Source organism: Promicromonospora sp. AC04 (assembly GCF_003058225.1).
Taxonomy (GTDB): Bacteria; Actinomycetota; Actinomycetes; order Actinomycetales; family Cellulomonadaceae; genus Promicromonospora.
The window spans coordinates 242,921-264,577 of sequence record NZ_QBUG01000003.1 but is presented as its reverse complement, the minus strand read 5'-3'; the positions used below and the strand labels follow the sequence as shown (position 1 = coordinate 264,577).

The following is a 21,657-nucleotide window of genomic DNA, read 5'->3' as shown; positions in this document are numbered from 1 at the left end:
CCGGTCGGAGCAGCGCGGACATGGCGCCGTTGGTCACGAGGTGACCAGCGGCGCCATTCCCTTTGCCCGCTCGACGGCGCCCTCGAGCCCACAGGTCTCGAGCCAGTTCGCCAGCAGCCGGTGCCCGCCCTCGGTGAGCACGGACTCGGGGTGGAACTGGACGCCGTGCAGCGGCAGCTCGCGGTGCTGCAGCCCCATGACGATGCCCGACGCCGTCGAGCACGTCACCTCGAGCTCAGCGGGCACGCTGTCCGGAGTCACGGCCAGCGAGTGGTAGCGCGTCGCGGTGAACGGCGTCGGCAGGCCGGCGAGAACACTGGGCTGGTGCAGGTCGCTCGTGCTCGCGAGCACTTCGCTCGTCTTGCCGTGCATGAGCTCGGGTGCGTGCGTCACCTTGCCGCCGTACACCTCGGCGAGCGCCTGGTGTCCCAGGCAGACGCCGAGCATCGGGGTGCGCGACCGGGCGCAGGCGCGGATCACGTCCTCCGAGGCACCGGCCTCGGCGGGTGTCCCGGGTCCGGGCGACACGAGGACGCCGTCGTAGGGCACGGGGGAGCCGTCGCCGTCGTCGTACCAGTAGCGGCCGTCTGCGTCGGGGGTGGGCACGGCGTCGTTCCGGACCACCACGGTCCGGGCGCCGATCTGGTCGAGGTAGCCGACGATCGTGTAGACGAACGAGTCGTAGTTGTCGACGACGAGGATGCGCGTCATGCAGGAATGCTACGCGCCGACGGTCGTGTCGTTGAACGGCATGTACTCGCTGAGCCACGGGAAGAACTCGGTGAAGCACACGGCGACCACGCCGAACACGAGCACGAGGCAGACCAGGAACTTGAACCAGCCGGGGCCCGGGATGGCCCGCCACAGCAGCGCGTACATCAGCTCACCAGCTCCTTCGGCTTGCCCTCGCCCACCGGTGACCAGTATTCGAGCTCGCCGTGCACGATGTACCGCTCGGTCGCGGAGAACATCGGGTGGCAGGAGGTCAGCGTGATGAACCGCTTGGTCAGCTCGGGCATCGGCTGGTCGGCGGTCACGCCGGGGACCGGGGCGATGACCTCGACGTTCTGCGGGTAGACGATCTTCGACTCCGTCACCTTGTACACGTACCAGGTGTCCTCGGTGCGGACCACCAGAGGGTCGCCGTTCTTGAGCTCCGCGATCTGGTTGAAGGGTTTGCCGTACGTGGTGCGGTGCGCGGCGACGGCGAAGTTGCCCAGGTCGCCCGGCATGGCGGTGCCCACGTAGTGCCCGATGCCGATGGTGTCGAGCACCGTCGCCTTGTCCGTGCCTTCCGCGACGGGCTTGACGTAGTCGTCCCCGAATCGCGGGATGAACATCTGCGCGAAGAGGGTCCCCGCCTCGGGCGGCTCCTCCATAACGGGCGGCGGCCCGTGGTGCTCGGTGGCGGTTGCGGGACCCGACTTGGCGCCGTCCCAGTCCATCTCGGCGATGATCTCGTTCTGCGCACGCGCGCCTTCGACGTCGGTCCACCAGAGCTGCCACACCACGAACAGCCCGAGCACAACTCCGGCCGTCACGAGGAGCTCGCCCATCACGCCGATCAGCCAGGCGACGGGCCGCATGGGGGACCCCGACCCCCGTGGGCGCCGCGCGTTGCGCGGTCCCATCCCGGACGGACCGCGCTGGTACGCGATGGGGAACACCTCCTGGGGCAGGGGCACGTTGTGGCCCGTCTGCGCGTGGGTCATCCAAAGACCTCCGTACCGTCGGGAACCGTCGCGTACTGCAGACCGCCGCCGTCGTAGGCAGGGAGGTCCAGGTGGTCGCTGCTCTGCACGTCCCAGCCCAGGTGCACCCAGTCCACGTACTCGAGGTATGTCTGCACACCCTCGGAGCTCATCAGCGACGCCTCCATCTTCGCCGGGTCGCCCACCGCCGTCACCTTGTAGGGCGGGGAGAAGACCTTGCCGTGCAGCAGCAGGATGTTCCCCGAGCAACGGAACGCCGACGTCGACGTCACGCGCTCGCCCTGCAGCGTCATCGCCTCCGCGCCTCCGCCCCACAGCGCGTTGATGACGTGCTGCAGGTCCTGCTGGTGCACCACGAGGTCGTCGGGCTGCGGCTCCACACCGCCCGGGCCCGCACCGACCGACGTCGACGGCGCGTCGTCGAGCGTCACAGTCAGGCCGGCGCCCTCCACCGGCTCGGTTCCCGACACCACGCCCTCACGGTCCACCAGGTCGGGGTCCAGCGTGGGCACCGTGGTGCCGGCGCGCGCGGTCAGCGCTTCGATCTCGCGGTCCAGTTCGCCGGTGCGCTCGGTGAGCTCGGTGACACGTCCCGTCTCGGCGTCCACCAGCTGCGCGAGGTCCTGTGGGTCGCGGTTGCCGGCGCCGCCGCCGTCGGACAGCCGGGCGCTGGCGCTGAACATGAGGCCGGCCAGCACGGCGACGGCACCCACGCTGAGCCACGGCCGCCATCCCACGTTCATCCGGGCACGAAAAAAGCCTGCCACACCGCCCTTGGACGACGGCGCGGGGGTCGGCTCGGCTCCGGTCACACGCGTCCCTCCTGCAACATTCGACAAACCCGCGGACGCGTCTGGTCACGACTCGGGTCTGTTGAGCACTACGCTAGTCCACGAGCAAGCAGACGTCGGCTCGGCACACCCGTCGGGCGGACCCCCCAGGACAGGAGCCCGCCTCGTGCCCGAGTCGAAGTCCCGCAACAAGAAGAAGACCACGTCCAAGGCTGAGAAGGCCGAGGCCAAGATCGCGCTGCCTGGTGAGGCGGTCAACCCGCGCTGGCTGGCCCCCGTCATGGTCGGCCTCATGGTCCTGGGCCTCGCCTGGATCGTGACGTTCTACCTCACGAGCGCTGACCTCGGTCTGCCGATCCCGCAGATCGGCCAGTGGAACCTCGCGGTCGGCTTCGGCCTGATCATCGTCGGTTTCGGCCTCACGACCCGCTGGAAGTAGCGGTTCCGCGGCCGCGTCGAGGCGGCCGCGGGGCCGTGTACCCATTTATCCACAGCTGTGGGTAAAGCTGGGGAAAAGAGAGTGGTACCACACCGCCAGCTGGTTCGTCCGGTCCGGATCCGTATGTCTGGCCGGGCTCCGGCGGGGCGCGGGCCGCTCGCTCACAGGACGCCCACCGAGCTGTAGCGCCACACCGCCAGGCCCACGAGAACCACGACGCCGACGACCGGAACCACCCAGGCGACGACGGCCCGGCGGTCCTTCGGCGCGTACGCGTATGCCGTCGCCACCAGGGCACCCGTGACGAGCCCGCCCAGGTGCGCCTGCCAGGAGATGTTCGGCACGAAGAACCCGATGGCGCCGTTCACCGCGAGCAGGACGAGCACCTGTCCCATGCTGCGGCCGAGGCGCCGCATCACCGGAAGCATCGCCCCGAACAGGCCGAACACCATGCCCGACGCGCCGACCACGGGCGTCGTCCATGCGGCGGACGTGAGCGGGTCGCCCGCCAGGAGCAGCACCCCGACCGATCCGCCCACGGCGGAGAGCAGGCACAGGATCGCGAAGCGCATCCGCCCGAGCAGGGGCTCGAGGAACTGGCCCGTTATCCACAGGGCATACATGTTGAACAGGATGTGCAGCGGCGACGTGGAGTGCAGGAACGACGCCGTGAGGAAGCGCCACGGTTCGACCGCGCCGCCCCAGGGCCAGAACCACAGCATCTCCGTCCACCTGCCCGCCGTCACCAGCTGCAGCAGCCAGCTCGCGACACAGAGACCGATGATCGTGAGCGTGACGACCGGCCGGCCGTCGGCGGTCGCGGTACTGGCCGCGCCGCCGAACACCGTCCGTACGCGGGGGGCAGCCCGCTTCGACTCGCGGACACAGTCCACGCACTGCACGCCGACGGCGGCCGGCCGCTGACACTCCGGGCAGGCGGGTCGACCACAACGCTGACAGCGCACGTAGGACACCCGGTCCGGGTGTCGTGGGCAGACAGGAGCCGCGGCCTCGGTCGGCTCATCGGCGGCCGGGTCGTTCATCGCGATACGTCCTCAGTCCCCTCGGTCCTCGGTGCTCAGGGTCGTGCGTGATCCAGCCCGGGCGACACGGCCGCCGCCGTTCCTCAGGGCTCGATGGTGACGGACTCGATGGTGATGTCGTCGACCGGGCGGTCGCCAGGACGTGTGCGCGTCTTGCCGACCCGGTCGACGACCTCACGCGACGCGTCGTCCGCCACCTTGCCGAAGATCGTGTGCTTGCCGTTCAGCCACGGGGTCTCGGCGGTGGTGAGGAAGAACTGCGACCCGTTGGTGCCCTCGATCTCGCCGGTGACCGGGTTCCGGCGCTTGCCGGCGTTGGCCATCGCGAGGATGTACTTCTCGTTGAACTGGAGCTCCGGGTGGATCTCGTCGTTGAACGTGTACCCCGGGCCGCCGGTTCCCGTCCCGAGCGGGCAGCCGCCCTGGATCATGAATTCGTCGATGACGCGGTGGAAGATCAGGCCGTCGTAGAACGGGTCCTTGCGCTCCTCACCCGTCCGCGGGTCCGTCCAGGCCTTCTCACCGGTCGCGAGGCCGACGAAGTTCTCGACAGTCTTGGGCGCGTGGTTCGGGAAGAGCTCGATGCGGATGTCACCGGAGGTGGTGTGCAGGATTGCGAACATGTATCAATCCTCCCACGGAGCGGCCCGCTGGTGCTGCACCGTCGCCGCTCGCCCTCGCCAGCAAGGGCAGGCGATGGCAGAGTGGCACCTTGAGGACTATTTGAACAGTTCGGGGGGAGTTTCATGACCCGCAAGAAAGTGACCGACTACGTGGACACGAGCAAGATCGACACCGAGAAGGTCAAGGAGAAGGCCGCGGAGGCCACAGCTCTGCTTTCCGACGTCAGCTCCAAAGCCGCGACACAGGCGGGGTCCATCGCGGCCCAGGCCAAGGACCGGGCCTCGAACGCCAAGGAATGGGCCCAGCCCCGCGTCAACGACTTCATCGCCTGGCTGACGCCGCGCGCCGAGAAGGCCTGGCAGGACAGCCTCCAGGCCGCTGCCCCGCAGGTCGAGAAGGCGGCGGGGAAGGCAGCGCCGCTCATCGACTCCGCACACGACAAGCTCGTGGACGACCTGCTGCCGAAGATGGTCTCCGCCTTCAACGCGGCGGCGGCCAACGCCGCGGCGGCACAGGGCAAGGCATCGCTCGCCGAGACCGTCACCGAGGCGGCGGACAAGGCCGGCACGAAGGGCTCAAAGAAGGGCTGGCTCGTCGCGCTGGTCGCTGGTGGCGCCGCCGTCGCGGGTTATGTGTTCTGGAAGCGCGCGCAGCCCCAGACCGACCCGTGGGCCGAGCCCTGGGAGCAGGGCTCGGGTGCCGACTACTCCGACGGCGCTGCGAGGCACTCGTCCGGCGTCGGCTCGGCGGCGGGTTCCGCCGTCGCCAAGGGCAAGGAGGCGGGGGCCAAGGCCGCGCAGACGGCCAAGGACCTCGGCGTCCGGGCCTACTCGGCCGCGAGCCCCGCGTTCGAGGCGGCCAAGGAGAAGGCCGGGCCGGTGCTCGAGAAGGCGGCACCGGTGTTCGACGCCGCCAAGGAGAAGGCTGCTCCGGTCATCGACGCGGCGAAGTCGACCGCGCAGAAGGCAAGCACCGCGGTGTCCGACGCTGCGCAGAAGGCCGGTCGTAGCGGCGCCGACAGCTCCGCCGGCACGACGCCGAAGCCAGCGGACCCCAAGGCCACCGAACCGGCTCCGGCCGCGAAGGACGAGCCGATCGTGGACCAGGTTCCGCCGGGGGAGACCAAGCAGGGGGACTGACCCCGGCCTCCACCGAGCACAACAGGAGGGCCCGCCCGTCATGGCCGGGCCCTCCTGTTGTGCACCCTGCGACCAGCGGACCGGCGTCAGCCGCCGATCGGTGTGGCCGCGCCGGCGAACGGGTCCAGCTGGATGAACGCCTCGGTCGGGTCGCCGTCGTGCACCAGTGACTCCTGCGCCACGACGTCGTCGAACGCGAAGGCGTACGCCTTGCCGTCCGCCATCTGCTGGTGGATGTACTTGGCGTAGTAGTTCGTCACCGGGTCCTGGTAGAAGCCGGCGGGGTCCTGGGTGGGCTGCGTGGTGCTGTCGAGCAGCGAGGACCGGTTGAAGCCGGCGCACAGCGTGCGGGCGATGGCGCCGATGTCGTTGTTCGGCGCCGCCAGGTCGCCGGCGCATCCGAAGATCGACTCGCCGGAGGGCTTCGGGAACGTGGTGACGACGGCGCCGGAGGTGTCGGTGAACGTCATCGTGTCGCCCGAGACGGTGCCGAGGAACTTCTTGTCCGGCTGGTCGCCGTACGGCACGACGGTAAGGGTCTCGCTGGAGTACTTGCTCCAGACCCGGTCGACATAGTCGGACAGGATGTTCGCGTCGATCTGACCCGTGCCGACGCCGTGGCCGGGGGAGAGGACACGCAGCACGGAGCCGTCGGGGCCGGCCTGCGCGAGACCGTCCCAGCCGTCCTGCTGCGACAGCGCCGATACGACGTTGCCCCAGCCGTCGGGCTTGAGCATCCCGGTGCGCTTCAGCTCGCCGCTCGAGGAGCGCAGACCCGTCTGGTAGGGCGCGGAGAAGAAGTCGACCTGGGTGCTGTTGATCCACAGGCCGGAGTCGTTGAGCGTGTACTCCGTCCAGTTGAACAGGATGTTCCGGTTGGGGTCGCTCGGATTCTGCACGGCGGGCTGCACGAGCCGGCCGTCGTTCACGATCTTGAGGTCGAGCTTGCTGCCGTACGAGAAGTACACGCGGCCCGACAGCTTGGGCAGCTGGATCGTGACGTCCTGCCCGTTCGCGGGTCCCGCGATCGACGCGTCGGGTGCCGGCTCCGGGACGCTCCCGGCGTCGGGCCAGGCGTGGAACGTTCCTTGGGCGTCGGAGTAGCCGAGCTGACCACCCGTCTCACCCAGGACGTAGATGAACACCTGGTCGCCGCGGCCGGAGTCGTTGGTGATGGTGAGCGGGATCGTGTCTGGTACCGCGGTGGCCGACGGCGTGGCAACCACCGCGGCCGACAGGGTGGCGGTCAGTGCGGCGACAGTGCCGATGATTTTCCTGGTCAGGGACACGCTGTCCTCCTCGGATGACGAGGGACCGAAACAGTTGGGTGGTGCGCGCCCCTCCCGCTCGACGATATGGAAGGGGTCCTGACTTGTCAGCAGTCGGAGCCGGATTGGGGGTGAAAAATCGGGTGTCGAGGCCAAACGTACGGGGATGCCACAAGGCGCGCCTACGTGTTATCTCTGATGCGGTGCGTCCAACCACGGGAACGACAAAAGCCCGGACGAATCCGGGCTTCGGTCAGGTGGTGGAGCCAGCGGGACTCGAACCCGCAACCCCCTGCTTGCAAAGCAGGTGCGCTACCAATTGCGCCATGGCCCCGCTGAGGGCCGCTCAGTCGATCGAGTCGGTCACCTCGGACCAGAGATCACGCCCCGCTGCGTCCTCACTCAGCTTGCGCCAGAGAACGTAGCCGGCGCCCACCGCGAGCAGCACTACGAGCAGCTTCTTCACGAGTTCCTCCTGGGGAGCCTCTGCAGGTCCGGGAGTGGGGCTAGGAGGACTTGAACCTCCGACCTCTTCCTTATCAGGGAAGCGCTCTAACCGTCTGAGCTATAGCCCCGGGCGAGCGTTCCGCACGCTCACGCGACACTGGAGATTACCCCAGGTAGGGACGATGTCCCAAACCGAAATCGCGGTCCGCGGTGTGACGTGCATCGAGTCGTGCGCGAGGGCGCACGGGAACGCTCTGGGTGACGCCGATAAGACGTCGGTCAGTCGTCGGTGAGCGTCATGTGGACGCCGCCGACGAGTGCCGCCGTGATGTTGTACAGGAACGCCATGATGGTCGCGATCGCCGTCAGCAGCACGATGTTGCAGATGCTGATCAGGGTCGCGAGGGAGATGACGCGGGGGAACTCCACGAACTGCGTGAGGTTCACGTTGCTCTGCGGCCCGACGGCGTCCTCCACGAAGCTCTGCACCGTGGTGAACACGCCGAAGCCGTCCAGCACGGACCAGAACACCGCGGTGGCGACCACCGTCATGATCGCTATCGCGACCGCCAGCAGGAACGCCAGCTTCATGACGGACCAGGGGTCCACCCGGGAGACCGCGAGGCGCACCCGGCGCGGGCCGGCCGGAGCCGGACGCGGCACCTCCGGCGTGGGGGTCGACGCCGGGTGTGCCGGCGCCTGCTGTCCCGACGCACCGGCAGCCGGCGCACCGACCGGGGTCGCTGTGCCGCGCACGCCCGCCGCCGTGTAGTGCATGTCCGGCCTCGGCTTCGCCTCGCTCGGGGCCGACGCCGTCTGGCTCTCGTCGTCGGGCATGATTGACGACACCTTCTTCGCCGCGCTGCGGGCCGCGTCGAGGGCAGCCTGGGCCGCCTTCATCGCGCCGGCCTTCACGCCGTCCGCCGCACCCGTGGGGGCGGCAACCGGAACGCTCGCCGGTGCCCCGGGCGCCGGAACCCGGTTCCACGACTTCGTGCTCGCGTCAGGCCCTGGTACGGGGGTGTCCTGCGGCGCGGGGGCGTCGGTCTTCGCCGACGCCCGCCCGATCGCCGAGACGAGACCCGGAGGGGCCTTGGGCTCGCCGTTCGCCGACGGCGCGGGCTGCGGCGGCTTCGGCTCCTTGCCCGGGCGGCCCGCCTCGTATGCAGACCGCCAGACCCCGCCCGTCGTGGGAACGGCCAGACCCGGCTCGCCAGGTGCGGGCGGTGCCGGGGGCTTGGTCCCCGGCTTGGGCTCGCCCGCCTTCGGCGACGCGATCACGATCGGCTCGGGCAGCGCGTCACCGCCCTTGTCCCCGCCGGTCGTGGACGCCTCGCTGCTCGAGGTGGTGTCGGCGTCGGCCTTCTTGGCCGTCGACGACCCGTTCGACGCGGAGCCATTCCCGGAACCGGCCCCTGCCGGCTTGGTGCCCGGGGTCTCGGCCGGAGCCTTGTCCTCGGTCAGGGCCTTGCGATCCCGGGTGATCTCCAGGTCGTCCTCGAGAGCAGGCGTCGCGGTGCGCACGGGCCCGTTCTTGTCACTCGTCATCAGCTGTCCTCGCGTCCGGTGCTGTCCTGCTCAGGGGTGCTCGGAACTTCGTCGGGGGTCGGAATCTCTTCCACGGTAACCCGCTCAGCAGGATCGTCGTCGGAGTTCTCGTCCACGGCACCCGTCGCATCGCCCGCGTCCTCACGCTCCGCGTTGCGCGCGACGGCGATGATCCTGTCCCCCTTGTCCGGCTTTGCGAAGGTTACCCCCTGCGTGTTCCGGCCTGTGAGGTTGACCTCGGCAACCGCCGAGCGCACGATCTTGCCGCGCTCCATGATGACCAGGACCTCGTCGTCGGAGTGGGTGACGAGCGCCCCGACCAGGTCGCCGCGAGCCTCCACCAGGTTCGCGACCTTGATGCCGAGGCCGCCCCGGCCCTGGATCCGGTACTCCGAGATGCGGGTGCGCTTCGCGAAGCCGCCCTCGGTCACGACGAAGAGGTCTGCCCCGTCGATGACGACCGCTGCGGACAGCAGCTCGTCGTCCTCCCGGAACTTCATCCCGGTGACGCCGGAGGTGGCGCGGCCGAGCGGGCGGATGGACTCGTCGTCCGCGTGGAACCGGATCGACTGGCCCTTGCGCGACACGAGGATGAGGTCGTCGTCGGCGTTCACGAGGCGGGCCGAGACCAGCTCGTCCGCGTCGCCGTCGGCGTCCTCCCGCAGGTTGATCGCGATGAGGCCGCCCGTGCGCGGCGAGTTGTACTCGCTCAGGCGGGTCTTCTTCACGAGCCCGCGACGCGTGGCCAGCACCAGGTACTCGGCGGCCTCGTAGTCGGGGATGTCGAGCACCTGGGCGATCTTCTCGCCGGGCTGGAAGGCCAGCAGGTTCGCGACGTGCTGGCCCTTCGCGTCCCGGCCGCCCTCGGGCAGCTCGTAGCCCTTGGCCCGGTAGACCCGGCCGAGGTTGGTGAAGAACAGCATCCAGTGGTGGGTCGTCGTCGTGAAGAAGTGGTCCACGATGTCGTCCTCGCGCAGCTGCGTGCCGCGCACACCCTTGCCGCCGCGCTTCTGCGAGCGGTAGTTGTCCGTCCGCGTCCGCTTGGCGTAGCCGCCGCGCGTGATCGTGACGACGACGTCCTCCTCGGGGATGAGGTCCTCCATGGACATGTCGCCGTCGTAGGGGAGGATCGTCGTGCGACGCTCGTCGCCCCAGCGCTCCGTGACCTCGTCGAGCTCCTCGCCCACGATGGACCGCTGACGGTCCGGCTTGGCGAGGATGTCCAGGTAGTCGTCGATCTGGGTCTGGAGCTTGGCGTGATCGTCGAGGATCTTCTGCCGCTCCAGGGCCGCCAGACGGCGCAGCTGCAGCGCGAGGATCGCGTTCGCCTGCTGCTCGTCGATGGTCAGCAGGTCCATCAGGCCCGTCCGCGCCTCGTCGGCGTCGGGGGAGCGGCGGATCAGCGCGATGACCTCGTCGAGCGCGTCGAGGGCCTTGAGATAGCCCTCGTAGATGTGGATCTGGTCCTGCGCCTCCTTCAGGAGGTACTCGGTGCGCCGGCGCACGACCTCGATCTGGTGCGTGGTCCAGTGCCGCACGAACGCGTCGACGCTGAGCGTGCGGGGCACCTCGTCGACCAGCGCGAGCATGTTCGCGCTGAAGTTCTCCTGCAGCTGCGTGTGCTTGTAGAGGTTGTTCAGCACCACCTTCGCCACGGCATCGCGCTTCAGCACGATCACCAGGCGCTGGCCCGTACGTCCGGACGTCTCGTCGCGGATGTCCGCGATCCCCTGGATGCGGCCGTCGTTGACGAGGTCCGCGATCTTCGACGCCAGGTTGTCCGGGTTGACCATGTACGGCAGCTCGGTGACAACCAGGCAGATCCGGTTCTGGATCTCCTCGACGCTCACCACCGCCCGCATCGTGATGGAGCCGCGGCCCGTGCGGTAGGCGTCCTCGATGCCCTTGTGGCCCAGGATCTGAGCCCCCGACGGGAAGTCCGGGCCCTTGATGCGCTCCATGAGCGCCTCGAGCAGCTCCTCGCGCGTGGCCTCGGGATGGGCGAGGTGCCACCGCACGCCGTCGGCCACCTCGCGGAGGTTGTGCGGCGGGATGTTCGTGGCCATGCCGACGGCGATGCCGGCCGAGCCGTTGACCAGCAGGTTCGGGATGCGCGCCGGAAGGACCACCGGCTCCTGCGTGCGGCCGTCGTAGTTGGGCCGGAAGTCGACGGTGCCCTTCTCGATGTCGCGCACCATCTCCAGCGCGAGGGGCGCCATCTTGCACTCGGTGTACCGCGGCGCGGCCGCGGGGTCGTTGCCCGGCGAGCCGAAGTTGCCCTGGCCGGCGACCAGCGGGTAGCGCAGCACCCAGTCCTGGACCAGGCGCACCAGGGTGTCGTAGATCGCGGTGTCACCGTGCGGGTGGTACTTGCCCATGACGTCGCCCACCACGCGCGAGCACTTGGAGAACGCGCGGTCGGGCCGGTACCCGCCGTCGTACATCGCGTAGATGACGCGGCGGTGCACGGGCTTGAGGCCGTCGCGCACATCGGGCAGCGCGCGGCCCACGATCACGCTCATCGCGTAGTCGAGGTATGACCGCTGCATCTCCAGCTGCAGGTCTACCTGCTCGACGCGGCCATGATGCACCGCGACCCGCGCCTCGTCGATGGGAATGCCGTCGTCGGAGCTCTCCACGCCGGGGGTCTCGTCCGTCACCGTCTGTACTTCCTTTCCACGCCGACAGGCGTGTCACTTCGTCTCCTGGGCCACCATTTCCGTGCCCGACGCCGCCCGCCCGGGTGGGGCGATCGGGCCGGTGCTCGCGAGCTCTCTCCTCAGATATCGAGGAAACGCACGTCCTTGGCGTTGCGCTGGATGAAGGTGCGGCGGGACTCGACGTCCTCGCCCATGAGGACCGAGAAGATCTCGTCGGCCGCGGCCGCGTCGTCCATGGTCACCTGCAGCAGCGTCCGGTGGTCCGGGTCCATCGTGGTGTCCCAGAGCTCGGAGTAGTCCATCTCACCCAGGCCCTTGTAGCGCTGGATTCCGTTGTCCTTGGGGATTCGCTTGCCCTGCGCGGCGCCGGCCTCGAGGAACGCGTCGCGCTCCCGGTCCGAGTACACGTAGTCGTGCGGGGCGTTGCTCCACTTGATCCGGTAGAGCGGCGGCTGCGCGAGGTACACGTGACCGTGCTCGATCAGCGGACGCATGTACCGGAACAGCAGCGTGAGCAGCAGGGTGCAGATGTGCTGGCCGTCGACGTCGGCGTCGGCCATGAGCACGATCTTGTGGTACTTCAGCTTCGAGATGTCGAAGTCCTCGCCGATGCCCGTGCCGAACGACGTGATCAGCGCCTGGACCTCGGCGTTGGACAGCGCCTTGTCGAGGCGCGCCCGCTCGACGTTCAGGATCTTGCCGCGCAGCGGCAGGATCGCCTGGTTGTGCGGGTTGCGCCCGCGCACCGCCGAACCGCCGGCCGAGTCGCCCTCGACGATGTAGATCTCGCACTCGTCGGGGAACCGCGACTGGCAGTCCTTGAGCTTGCCCGGCATGCCGCCGCCGTTGAGGATGCCCTTGCGGCGGGTGGCCTCGCGTGCCTTGCGCGCCGCGATCCGGGCCTGCGAGGCCTGGATCGCCTTGCGGATCACGTCGCGCGCCTCGTTCGGGTGGGCGTCGAACCAGTCGACCAGCTGCTCGCGCACCACGCGCTGCACGAAGGTCTTGGCCTCCGTGTTGCCGAGCTTGGTCTTGGTCTGGCCCTCGAACTGCGGCTCGCCGAGCTTGACGGAGATGACGGCGGTGAGGCCCTCGCGGATGTCGTCACCCGTGAGGTTGTCGTCCTTCTCCTTGATGATCCCCTTGTCCCGCGCGTAGCTGTTGACCAGCGTGGTCATCGCCGCACGGAAGCCTTCCTCGTGCGTCCCGCCCTCGGTGGTGGAGATCGTGTTCGCGAACGTGTGCACCGACTCGCTGTAGGCGCTGGTCCACTGGAGCGCGACCTCGACCGCGATCTTGCGCTCCTTGTCCTCGCTCTCGAACGAGATGACGTCGGGGTGGATGAGCTCCACCCGCTTCGCGGAGTTGAGGTGGTGGACGTAGTCCATGAGGCCGTCGTCGTACTTGTACGTGACGGTGCGCCAGCTTCCCGGCTCCTGGCCCTGGTCCTGGACCAGACCCTCGGCGTCCAGCTGACCGTCGGCCCCGGCGACCTCCTCGACGCCGTCGGCCGCGATCTCGGGCTCTGCGCCCGTTACCTCGTCCGTAGCGGAGGAGTGACCCGCTCGCTCGTCGGTGAGCGTGATCTTCAGGCCCTTGTTCAGGAACGCGTACTGCTGGAACCGGGCGCGGATCGTCTCGAAGTCGTACTCGGTGGTCTCGAAGATCGTCCCGTCCGCCCAGAACGTCTGCGTGGTGCCGGTGTGCTCCTCGGGGCCGAGCGGCTCGAGCTTCTCGACGCCGGTGATCGGGTTGCCGCCCTCGGTGTACTCCTGGCGCCAGTGGAACCCGTCGCGACGCACCTCCGAGACGAACCGATAGCTCAGCGCGTTCACCACGGACATGCCGACGCCGTGCAGGCCGCCGGACACGGCATAGCCGCCGCCGCCGAACTTGCCGCCGGCGTGCAGGATCGTCATCACGACCTCGAGCGTGGGCTTGCCCTCGGTCGGGTGCATCGCGACCGGGATGCCTCGGCCGTCGTCGGTGACGCGCACTCCGCCGTCGGCCATGAGGCGCACGTCAATCTCCGTGGCGTGGCCCGCGAGGGCCTCATCCACAGCGTTATCCACAATCTCGTACACAAGATGGTGAAGCCCACGCTCACCAGTTGATCCGATATACATGCCCGGTCGCTTACGAACGGCCTCGAGACCTTCCAGGACTGTGATGTTCCCGGCGTCGTAGCCGCCGTCGATTCGCTCTGTCACGGGCGGGGTTGCTCCTCGTCTTTCAGGCACACGATGTGCACGACGACGGACGTACCAGCGGCTGCACGAGCGGCTCGAACCCATAGGGGTCCATGCCCTGCTCGGGTGCTGACGTACTGTCCGACGGCTCGTCGGTGCTCAGCGTTCCGGGTCCTCAGGACGATCCTGGGAACCCGGCGCGGTTGACCCCCTCATACTACCTTCTGAGCGGCGAAAACCCGGGATCCGAGGCTGTTTGTAGCCAGTCCTCCACAACCTTTCTCCACAGGGTGATTTTTGGGGTCCTGAAGGGGTTCCGGGACAGCCTCCAGGCCCTCGATCGGGGCCTCGTTCGACCCTCTCGGCGAAGCCCGACGCCGGGTCGCCGACGAGGCCCTCGTACACCCGTGCGGCAGCCGGTCCGAGGCGGCCAAGTTTTCCCTCGAATGGTCATGTCCGTGCCTGTCGGAGGTCAGAAAATTTGCGCACAGAAGGTGACATTTCGTTGATTTGTCGTTTTCTGCTCTAATGGCGCCGACCGGTCACACGCGCGCCTGCGCGCACAGTCTCTCTTCGAAGGGCAACCAGAGTGAAGAAGCTTCTCGCCGGCGGAACTCTCGCCGTACTGGCTTTCGGCGGCATGATCGCTGGAGCCGCTCCCGCGTCTGCGCACACCCCCAACGTCTCCGCTGACTGCGGATGGGTGAACGTGGACCTCAAGTACTACTCCGGGGCCAAGGTCACGGTTGTCATCGACGGCGCGACCGTCGAGGACGCCGAGTTCTCGGATGGGTTCCAGGGGCTCTATGACGGCCTCGCGCTCGACGCAGCGCACGAGTGGTCCGTCACCGTCGACGCGTATGACGGCGACCAGTTCGACTGGGCAGACTCTGGCTCGATCGGCGTCTGCCAGACGCCGCCGCCCGCCGAGGTCGTGTCCCCGCTGACCCCCGAGATCGTGTCCGGCTGCGCCGCCAGCCTCGACGACGTCGCCCTGCCGGAGAACACCGAGGCGATCACCTACTCCAAGTCCGACCTCGGCATCATCGCCACGCTCAACTCGGACGCCTTCGCATTCCCCGAGGACCTGGGTGCCTACCTGCTCCAGGACGACGGCACGGCGCTGCTGCCGACCGAGCTCGTCGTCATCGAGGAGAACTGCGAGCCCGCGCCCGAGCCGAGCGAGCCGGTCGTAGAGCCGAGCGACGAGGCCTCCGTGGCCCCCGTCGACGAGCCGTCGGCTTCCCCCAGCCCCTCGGCCGAGGAGCCCCCGGTGCTCGCCGCGACCGGTGCGACCGTCGGTGGCGCCATCGCGTTCGCCGCGCTGCTCGCCGCCGGTGGCATCGCACTGGTCTGGGCCCGCAAGCGCATGTCGAACGCGTGAGCAAGTGACTCCTGGCTGACGCTACGGCGTAGCTGAGCCAAGAGGGGCTCCCCGGCTTCGGCCGGGGAGCCCTTTTGCCGTTCCCGCCGAGGCTCTCGCCTACGAGCCCCGTAGCGGTGCACCTGGGCCGTCGGACGCGGCCCGCGGCGTCAGCCCCAGGTGTCCCGTGGGCCGGGGCCGCGCACGGACCGGGGCCCGCGCCGGAACCCGGGTCCGGCCGGCCCGAGCACCGTGACCTCCTCGACGACGCCCTCACCGATCTCCTCCGCCATGCGCCGGATGAGCGTCGGCGCCAGCATCCGGAGCTGGGTGGCCCAGGCCGTCGAGTCGGCGCGCACCACGAGCACCTTGTCCTCGAAGGTCTCGGGCGTGCAGTGGTCGGCGATCTCCGGGCCTACGACCTCGCGCCATCGGCCCATGACTCCCCCGACCGACACGTCCTCGGTCCAGCCCTTCTCGCGCAGGAGCCGGCCCACCACCGAACCGAGGAGCTGCGGATCCCGCGCACCGGGCCCGGATCCACTCGAACGGGGCTCTGCCAGGGGGGAGCGGCGCGAGGGCGATCCGGGCCGCAGCCCCCGGGCACGAGCCGCCGCTTTGGCGCGGTTCAGCGCGGCACGTGCCACCTCCGACGCCGGGGTCAGACTGGGCTCAGAGTTATCCACAGGCCCCTGTGGAGATTCGTCAGTCACGGGTCACCGTCCCGGGTTCCACGTGAAACCGTACGCCGTCGAGGACCTTGGGGATGTCCTCGGGCACGGCCGCCGTCACCAGCACCTGGCGGGCGGGGAGCACCAGCTCCGCGAGCCGTTCCCGACGCCGAACGTCGAGCTCGGCGAACACGTCGTCGAGGATCAGCACGGGATCCGCGTCGGTGCCCAGATCGGGGTCCCAGAAAGCGGGTGAATCCGCCGAATTCTGCGGATCTCCGCCCAGGAGCCGGAACGACGCGAGCCGCAGCGCGAGCGCGAACGACCAGGATTCGCCATGGCTCGCGTAACCCTTGGCGGGCAGCCCGCCGAGGGTCAGGACGAGGTCGTCCCGGTGGGGGCCGACAAGGCTGACTCCACGCTCGAGCTCCTGCGGCCGGGCCGCGACGAGAGCCTCCAACAGCAGGTCACGGAGGTGTCCGACGTCCGAAAAGTTATCCCCAGAGCCTGTGGACAACTCCGGTGGATTACCCGGCGAGAGCGCTGGCAGCGACGATCGATAGGCGATCTCCGCGTGCCCGTCGGCGTCGCTCACCTGCTCGTACGCGGCGGCGACCGCGGGACGGAGCGCGTCGACCAGCTGGACCCGCAGCGACAGGATCTCGGCACCGAGCTCGGCCAGCCGGGCGTCCCAGACGTCGAGTGTCGCCAGCTCGGCCGCCGCCGCGCTGTCAGACCGCGACGAACCGCCCGAACGACGTGTCGCCCGCGCCGACTTGAGCAGTGCCGAACGCTGTCTCAGCACCCGCTCGTAGTCGGAGAGCACGGCGGACAGCCGCGGCATCATCAGGACGAGCAGCTGGTCCATGAACCGCCGTCGGCCGTCCGGGTCGCCCTTCACCAGTGCGAGGTCCTCGGGCGCGAAGAGCACCGTGCGCAGCACCCCCAGCACGTCTCGCGCCCGCACCGGCTGGCCGCGGTTGATCCGTGCGCGGTTCGCCTTGCCCTGGGTGATCTCCACCTCGACGGTGCTCGCCCGGTCGCCCCGCACGATCCGTGTCCGCACGACGGCTCTGTCCGCACCCGACCGAACGAGCGGCGCATCGGTGGCCACGCGGTGCGAACCCAGGGTCGCGACGTAGCCGATCGCCTCGACGAGGTTGGTCTTGCCCCGTCCGTTGCGCCCTACGAAGGCGTTGACTCCGGGCTCGAGCTCGATGTCGGCCGACGCGTACGACCGAAAGTCCAGCAGGGAGAGGTGGGAGACGTACATCGGTAGGTGATCGTACGTCCCGGCCGCTACTCCGCCGACTTCACCGCGTGCCCGCCGAACTGCTGGCGCAGCGCGGCCACGGCCTTCATGGCCGGCGACTGTTCCTGGCGGGAGGCGAACCGCGCGAAGAGCGCGGCGGAGATCACGGGAAGCGGCACGGCCATGTCGATGCCCTCGTCCACGGTCCAGCGGCCCTCGCCGGAGTCGTCGACCCAGTCGTCGAGCAGGGCAAGCTTCGGGTCCTGCTCGAGTGCCTTGACCATGAGGTCGAGGAGCCAGGAGCGCACGACTGTGCCGCGGCTCCACGCCCGCACGGTGCCGTGCACGTCGGTGATGAGGTCCGACTTGGCGGCCAGGAGCTCGTAACCCTCGGCGTACGCCTGCATGAGGCCGTACTCGATGCCGTTGTGGACCATCTTCGCGTAGTGGCCGGCGCCGACGCCGCCCGCATGGACGAAGCCCTCCTCGCGGGGGCCCTCGGGGCGCAGCGCGTCGAAGACCGGCATGACGCTCTCCACGTCCTCTGCCGCACCGCCCACCATCAGGCCGTACCCGTTCTCGAGGCCCCAGACGCCGCCGCTCACGCCGACGTCGAGGTACCCGATGCCGTTCTTGGCGAGCTCCGTGGCCCGCTCCTGGTCCTCCACGTAGTGCGAGTTGCCGCCCTCGATCACGATGTCGCCCTCGGCCAGGATCTCACCGAGCTCGTCGAGGACGCCCCGGGTCGGCTCTCCCGCCGGAACCATTACCCAGACGACCCGCTTCTCCTGCGGGAGCGCGGCGGCCAGGTCGGCGAGCGTCGGGACGTCGGACACCTCGGGCCGCGGGTCGAACCCGGTGACCTCGATACCGCCCTTGCGCAGACGGGCCCGCATGTTGTTGCCCATCTTCCCCAGGCCGACCAGGCCGATGTGGGTGACCATGTGCGTGAATCCTCCTGGGTCGTTCGACGAGCACGCTCGTGGCGGCCGTCCTTGATGCAGACTGACGATGCTGTGGCTGCGGTTGCCGAGCCTCGACCCCACGGGGGCGAGCCCGGGACCGTCAGCCGGTGAACCGGATCGGGACCAGCAGGTACCGGTAGGCGGAGTCGTCCTCGCCGTCCAGGCTGCCCTGACCCGTGAACTCGACCGGCTTGTTCGGGTGCGTGAAGGACAGCCGGACGAAGTCGGTGCCCAGCGCGCCCAGCCCGTCGAGCAGGAACTGGGGGTTGAACGCCACCGCGATGTCCTCGCCGACCAGCACAGCCTCCAGCGCCTCCGACGCCTGTGCGTCGTCGCCCTGCCCGGCGTCCAGCACGACCTGACCCTCGCTGAACGAGAGGCGGATCGGCGTGTTGCGCTCCGCAACAAGGCTCACGCGCTTCGCGGCCTCGATCAGGGGAGCGGTCGCGACGACGGCGTGGATTGGTGTGCTGTCGGGGAACAGCCGGCGGACGGCGGGGTAGTCGCCGTCGACCAGCTGGGACGTGGTCTGTCGGCCGCCGGCCTCGAAACCCACAAGGTCGAGACCCTGGCCTGTGGACAAGCCGACGTTCACGAGGCCGCCGCCCGAGCCGAGCGACTTGGAGACGTCGTTCAGCGTGCGTGCGCGCACGAGCGCGACCGCGGAGAAGCCCGGGGTGGCCGGCGTCCACGTCAGCTCACGCAGCGCGAGTCGGTAGCGGTCCGTCGACAGGAGGGTGATGCGCTCACCCTCGATCTCCACACGTACGCCGGTCAGCAGGGGCAAGGTGTCGTCACGGCTGGCGGCGACGGTCACCTGTGCGACCGCGTGGGTGAACGCGTCGCCCGAGACGGTGCCGCTGACTTCCGGCAGGCCGGGCAGCGCGGGGTACTCGTCCACAGGCATGGTGAGGAGGGTGAACCGGCTGGCGCCGCAGGTGACGATCACCTTGTTGCCCTCGAGGGCAACGTCCACAGGCTTGTTGGGCAGCGCGCGAGAGATCTCGGCGAGCAGCCGCCCGGAGACCAGCACGGTGCCGGGCTCCGCGACCTCAGCGGGGATCTCGGACCGCGCAGACGTCTCGTAGTCGAAGCTCGCGAGGTTGATCACGCCCTGCGCATCGGCCTCGATCCGGACACCGGCAAGCACCGGAGCCGGCGGGCGCGTGGGGAGCGTGCGAGCGGTCCATGTCACGGCATCGGCGAGGACGTCGCGCTCGACCCTGAACTTCATGCCGTTGCATCTCCTCTTGTTCCTGGACTGTCGAGGGAAACCCTACGCGAGTTGGCGACCGGGCGGCACTCGATAGGGCGGGCCTGTGGATGGACTTCTCGAGGGGTCTAGTACTAGTGTTCGAAGTGGTGTGCCGAGCGCTCGAACCGCCTGATGAAGGCGTGTGGATTCCCCCTTAGAGATAGATGTCGTAGTAGTAGTCGGTGTTGTGGAAACTGGGGAAATCGTGTCTTTCCGCAGGTCAGGGGCCATTTTCTCCTGTGGAGGAGCTGTGGGTCGATCTGTGCATGAACTGGGGACCCCTGTGGAGGGCCAGTTTCTACACACAGGCTGTCCACCGATTCGGGGGTACCTGCCCACAGATATCGGGGGTTCATCCACACCCGTCCACAGGCTTGTCCCCAGGTGTGTATGGGCAGGTCAGCGCTCTGGGCCGAGTTCTGCACAGATTGTGTCCACAGCGCTGGGGACGAGCAGAACGGAGCCTCTAGATTCCGGGGATCCGCATGTGGATAGACCTGTGGAGGTGCGTATACGCAAGACCCCTGCGCACAGGTCACGTTGTGCACAGGGGTGGGGACAGGCGTGGAAACCGGGAGCGATGTCCTATTTTGAGGCGGCGAAGGCCCCGCAGACCCGCGATTCAGCCGCGTTGCTGCTGCTTGATCCGGCTAGTGAGCTCGGTGACCTGGTTGTAGGTCGAGCGACGCTCCGCCATCTGACCGGCGATCTTCTTGTTCGCGTGCATGACCGTGGTGTGGTCGCGCCCGCCGAACTGCTGGCCGATCTTCGGCAGCGACAGGTCCGTGAGCTCGCGGCACAGATACATGGCGATCTGTCGGGCGGTCACCAGGACGCGAGACCGTGACGAGCCGCACAGGTCGTCGATGGTGAGGCCGAAGTACGCGGCGGTCTGTGCGATGACGACGGCAGGAGTGATCTCCGCGGTGTCGTCGTCATCCGTGATGAGGTCCTTGAGGACGATCTCGGCGAGTGCCAGGTCCACCTGCTGCCGGTTCAGGTTGGCGAACGCGGTGACACGGATCAGCGCGCCCTCGAGCTCCCGGATGTTCGTCGAGATCCGGGAGCCGATGTAGGAGAGGACATCGGCAGGCACGTCGAGGTGTTCGCTCGCGGCCTTCTTCCTCATGATCGCGATACGCGTCTCGAGGTCCGGGGGCTGGACGTCGGTGATGAGGCCCCACTCGAAGCGGGAGCGCAGCCGGTCCTCGAACCCGTTGAGCTGCTTGGGCGGGACGTCGGACGTGATCACGACCTGCTTGTTCGCGTTGTGCAGCGCGTTGAAGGTGTGGAAGAACTCCTCCATCGTCTGTTCCTTGCCCTGCAGGAACTGGATGTCGTCGATGAGGAGCACGTCGACGTCGCGGTACCGGCGCTGGAACGCGCCCGCCTTGCCCTCGCCGATGCTGTTGATGAAGTCGTTGGTGAACTCCTCGGAGTTCACGTACCGCACGCGGATGTGTGGATAGAGGTTGTGGACGTAGTGCCCGATGGCGTGCAGCAGGTGGGTCTTGCCCAGTCCCGAGTCGCCGTAGATGAAGAGCGGGTTGTACGCCTTGGCCGGAGCCTCGGCCACGGCGACGGCCGCGGCGTGCGCGAACCGGTTGGACGAGCCGATGACGAACGTCTCGAAGATGTACTTCGGGTTCAGCCTGGTGGGCTCGGCCGACGGCTTGGGTGCAGGCTGGGGCGCGATGGGCATCTGCGCCTGCTCGGGCTCCGGGGGCTCGTGCTCGAGGGAGAGCGCGGCCGGGCCGGAGATCTGCGACGGGCCGGCGAGAGTGCTGCTGCTCAGCTCCGGATCAACGGTGATGCCGAAGCGGACGTCGCGACCGAGCACCGAGGACATGGCAGAGACCAGGTCGTCACGGACCGCCGTCTCCAGGTAGGTGCGCGTCTGCTCGTGGGGGACGGCGATGAACACCATGTCGTCGAGCACTGCCATCGGCTTGGCGAGACGGATGAAGGCGAGCTGCCGGGGGCTCATGTCGGGCCGGGCCTCGAGCGCCGTCAGGGTCTGTGCCCAGACGTCGCCGATGTTCTCGTCCGGGTTGGCCACTGGCTTTCCTTAGTCTCGTACGCGGGGTGGTGCGCGGTGCTGGGGGTGTGTTGGAGTCTGCCATGATGGAGCACCGTCCACACAGTTGTCCACAGGTTGTGGATTGTGCGGATCGTGGCTGGGTAAGTGGTACGCGGGCGGGCCGTGGAGGCATCCCTGAGGCTCGCCGAGCTGCACGATGTGGCGCGTCCGACACGCATGATCCTGCGGTTCTGGTTTGACCCGGAGGGTC

19 protein-coding genes and 2 tRNA genes are annotated in these 21,657 nt (G+C 68.7%); 3 read left to right on the top strand and 18 right to left on the bottom strand.

Translation table 11 applies throughout. The features are described 5' to 3' along the window. Positions 1 to 33: 33 nt before the first annotated feature. Genes C8K30_RS10295 through C8K30_RS10285 form a run of 4 tightly spaced genes read right to left on the bottom strand, consistent with a single transcriptional unit; the run spans position 34 to position 2,455 of the window. Positions 34 to 711, bottom strand: coding sequence for an aminodeoxychorismate/anthranilate synthase component II (locus C8K30_RS10295; protein ID WP_108492808.1), 678 nt, complete (start codon positions 709 to 711; stop codon positions 34 to 36). A gap of 9 nt (positions 712 to 720) precedes the next feature. After that, positions 721 to 879 carry a hypothetical protein gene (locus C8K30_RS30935; protein ID WP_165919547.1) on the bottom strand — a complete coding sequence of 53 codons (159 nt, stop codon included), beginning with the start codon at positions 877 to 879 and terminating at the stop codon, positions 721 to 723. Further along, complete coding sequence (locus tag C8K30_RS10290) at positions 879 to 1,712, bottom strand: class E sortase (RefSeq protein WP_108492807.1); 834 nt, start codon at positions 1,710 to 1,712, stop codon at positions 879 to 881. The genes C8K30_RS30935 and C8K30_RS10290 overlap by 1 nt, the downstream gene beginning before the upstream one ends. Further along, on the bottom strand, positions 1,709 to 2,455 hold the full coding sequence (locus C8K30_RS10285; RefSeq protein ID WP_233257100.1) for a DUF881 domain-containing protein: 747 nt from the start codon (positions 2,453 to 2,455) through the stop codon (positions 1,709 to 1,711). The genes C8K30_RS10290 and C8K30_RS10285 overlap by 4 nt, the downstream gene beginning before the upstream one ends. A 214-nt stretch (positions 2,456 to 2,669) precedes the next feature. Here C8K30_RS10285 and C8K30_RS10280 point away from each other — a divergent pair, with 214 nt between their 5' ends. Next, positions 2,670 to 2,942 carry a cell division protein CrgA gene (locus C8K30_RS10280; protein ID WP_108492805.1) on the top strand — a complete coding sequence of 91 codons (273 nt, stop codon included), beginning with the start codon at positions 2,670 to 2,672 and terminating at the stop codon, positions 2,940 to 2,942. Between the two features lie 161 nt (positions 2,943 to 3,103). On the opposite strand, the gene C8K30_RS10275 is transcribed toward C8K30_RS10280, so the two are convergent. Next, positions 3,104 to 3,985: a rhomboid family intramembrane serine protease gene (locus C8K30_RS10275; RefSeq protein ID WP_108492804.1), complete on the bottom strand. Its 882-nt coding sequence runs from the start codon at positions 3,983 to 3,985 to the stop codon at positions 3,104 to 3,106. Between the two features lie 83 nt (positions 3,986 to 4,068). Then, complete coding sequence (locus C8K30_RS10270; RefSeq protein ID WP_108492803.1) at positions 4,069 to 4,608, bottom strand: peptidylprolyl isomerase; 540 nt, start codon at positions 4,606 to 4,608, stop codon at positions 4,069 to 4,071. 123 nt (positions 4,609 to 4,731) lie between these two features. On the opposite strand from C8K30_RS10270, the gene C8K30_RS10265 reads away from it, so the two are divergent. Continuing rightward, positions 4,732 to 5,748: a hypothetical protein gene (locus tag C8K30_RS10265; protein ID WP_108492802.1), complete on the top strand. Its 1,017-nt coding sequence runs from the start codon at positions 4,732 to 4,734 to the stop codon at positions 5,746 to 5,748. Positions 5,749 to 5,834: 86 nt separating this feature from the next. Here C8K30_RS10265 and C8K30_RS10260 read toward each other — a convergent pair whose 3' ends face one another. The 7 genes from C8K30_RS10260 to gyrB all read right to left on the bottom strand — a co-directional run bounded on the left by C8K30_RS10260 (position 5,835) and on the right by gyrB (position 13,881). Further along, entirely contained in the window at positions 5,835 to 7,037 is a 1,203-nt protein-coding gene (locus tag C8K30_RS10260; protein ID WP_108492801.1) for a beta-1,3-glucanase family protein, read from the bottom strand. A 237-nt stretch (positions 7,038 to 7,274) separates the two neighbouring features. Next, a tRNA-Ala gene (locus tag C8K30_RS10255) sits at positions 7,275 to 7,350 on the bottom strand. Between the two features lie 12 nt (positions 7,351 to 7,362). Then, the gene (locus C8K30_RS31230; protein ID WP_233257099.1) at positions 7,363 to 7,482 is read right to left on the bottom strand and encodes a DLW-39 family protein; all 120 of its coding nucleotides are present in this window, start codon (positions 7,480 to 7,482) and stop codon (positions 7,363 to 7,365) included. A gap of 35 nt (positions 7,483 to 7,517) precedes the next feature. After that, positions 7,518 to 7,591: transfer RNA gene (locus tag C8K30_RS10250), tRNA-Ile, on the bottom strand. Between the two features lie 151 nt (positions 7,592 to 7,742). Further along, positions 7,743 to 9,011 carry a DUF3566 domain-containing protein gene (locus tag C8K30_RS31225; RefSeq protein ID WP_233257098.1) on the bottom strand — a complete coding sequence of 423 codons (1,269 nt, stop codon included), beginning with the start codon at positions 9,009 to 9,011 and terminating at the stop codon, positions 7,743 to 7,745. Continuing rightward, on the bottom strand, positions 9,011 to 11,671 hold the full coding sequence (gene gyrA / locus C8K30_RS10240) for a DNA gyrase subunit A (RefSeq protein WP_108492800.1): 2,661 nt from the start codon (positions 11,669 to 11,671) through the stop codon (positions 9,011 to 9,013). The genes C8K30_RS31225 and gyrA overlap by 1 nt, the downstream gene beginning before the upstream one ends. Before the next feature lie 119 nt (positions 11,672 to 11,790). Further along, positions 11,791 to 13,881 carry a DNA topoisomerase (ATP-hydrolyzing) subunit B gene (gene gyrB, locus C8K30_RS10235; RefSeq protein WP_108492799.1) on the bottom strand — a complete coding sequence of 697 codons (2,091 nt, stop codon included), beginning with the start codon at positions 13,879 to 13,881 and terminating at the stop codon, positions 11,791 to 11,793. Positions 13,882 to 14,449: 568 nt separating this feature from the next. Between gyrB and C8K30_RS10230 the strand changes: the two genes are divergently transcribed. Beyond that, positions 14,450 to 15,244, top strand: coding sequence for a hypothetical protein (locus tag C8K30_RS10230; protein ID WP_132234577.1), 795 nt, complete (start codon positions 14,450 to 14,452; stop codon positions 15,242 to 15,244). A 149-nt stretch (positions 15,245 to 15,393) separates the two neighbouring features. Here C8K30_RS10230 and C8K30_RS31800 read toward each other — a convergent pair whose 3' ends face one another. The 5 genes from C8K30_RS31800 to dnaA all read right to left on the bottom strand — a co-directional run bounded on the left by C8K30_RS31800 (position 15,394) and on the right by dnaA (position 21,425). Next, on the bottom strand, positions 15,394 to 15,909 hold the full coding sequence (locus tag C8K30_RS31800; RefSeq protein WP_108492797.1) for a DciA family protein: 516 nt from the start codon (positions 15,907 to 15,909) through the stop codon (positions 15,394 to 15,396). Between the two features lie 19 nt (positions 15,910 to 15,928). Beyond that, positions 15,929 to 17,167, bottom strand: a complete 1,239-nt coding sequence (gene recF, locus C8K30_RS10220) for a DNA replication/repair protein RecF (RefSeq protein ID WP_108492796.1) — start codon at positions 17,165 to 17,167, stop codon at positions 15,929 to 15,931. A gap of 26 nt (positions 17,168 to 17,193) precedes the next feature. Next, entirely contained in the window at positions 17,194 to 18,090 is an 897-nt protein-coding gene (gnd, locus tag C8K30_RS10215; protein ID WP_108492795.1) for a phosphogluconate dehydrogenase (NAD(+)-dependent, decarboxylating), read from the bottom strand. A gap of 121 nt (positions 18,091 to 18,211) precedes the next feature. Next, the gene (gene dnaN / locus C8K30_RS10210) at positions 18,212 to 19,345 is read right to left on the bottom strand and encodes a DNA polymerase III subunit beta (RefSeq protein WP_108492794.1); all 1,134 of its coding nucleotides are present in this window, start codon (positions 19,343 to 19,345) and stop codon (positions 18,212 to 18,214) included. Between the two features lie 643 nt (positions 19,346 to 19,988). After that, on the bottom strand, positions 19,989 to 21,425 hold the full coding sequence (gene dnaA / locus C8K30_RS10205; RefSeq protein WP_108492793.1) for a chromosomal replication initiator protein DnaA: 1,437 nt from the start codon (positions 21,423 to 21,425) through the stop codon (positions 19,989 to 19,991). Positions 21,426 to 21,657 lie beyond the last annotated feature (232 nt).

Bases quoted from the DNA above. Each gene is read 5' to 3' on its own strand.
- C8K30_RS10295 (WP_108492808.1), bottom strand. From the start codon at position 711: ATGACGCGCATCCTCGTCGTCGACAACTACGACTCGTTCGTCTACACG.
- C8K30_RS30935 (WP_165919547.1), bottom strand. From the start codon at position 879: ATGTACGCGCTGCTGTGGCGGGCCATCCCGGGCCCCGGCTGGTTCAAG.
- C8K30_RS10290 (WP_108492807.1), bottom strand. From the start codon at position 1,712: ATGACCCACGCGCAGACGGGCCACAACGTGCCCCTGCCCCAGGAGGTG.
- C8K30_RS10285 (WP_233257100.1), bottom strand. From the start codon at position 2,455: ATGAACGTGGGATGGCGGCCGTGGCTCAGCGTGGGTGCCGTCGCCGTG.
- C8K30_RS10275 (WP_108492804.1), bottom strand. From the start codon at position 3,985: ATGAACGACCCGGCCGCCGATGAGCCGACCGAGGCCGCGGCTCCTGTC.
- C8K30_RS10270 (WP_108492803.1), bottom strand. From the start codon at position 4,608: ATGTTCGCAATCCTGCACACCACCTCCGGTGACATCCGCATCGAGCTC.
- C8K30_RS10265 (WP_108492802.1), top strand. From the start codon at position 4,732: ATGACCCGCAAGAAAGTGACCGACTACGTGGACACGAGCAAGATCGAC.
- C8K30_RS31225 (WP_233257098.1), bottom strand. From the start codon at position 9,011: ATGACGAGTGACAAGAACGGGCCCGTGCGCACCGCGACGCCTGCTCTC.
- recF (WP_108492796.1), bottom strand. From the start codon at position 17,167: ATGTACGTCTCCCACCTCTCCCTGCTGGACTTTCGGTCGTACGCGTCG.
- gnd (WP_108492795.1), bottom strand. From the start codon at position 18,090: ATGGTCACCCACATCGGCCTGGTCGGCCTGGGGAAGATGGGCAACAAC.
- dnaN (WP_108492794.1), bottom strand. From the start codon at position 19,345: ATGAAGTTCAGGGTCGAGCGCGACGTCCTCGCCGATGCCGTGACATGG.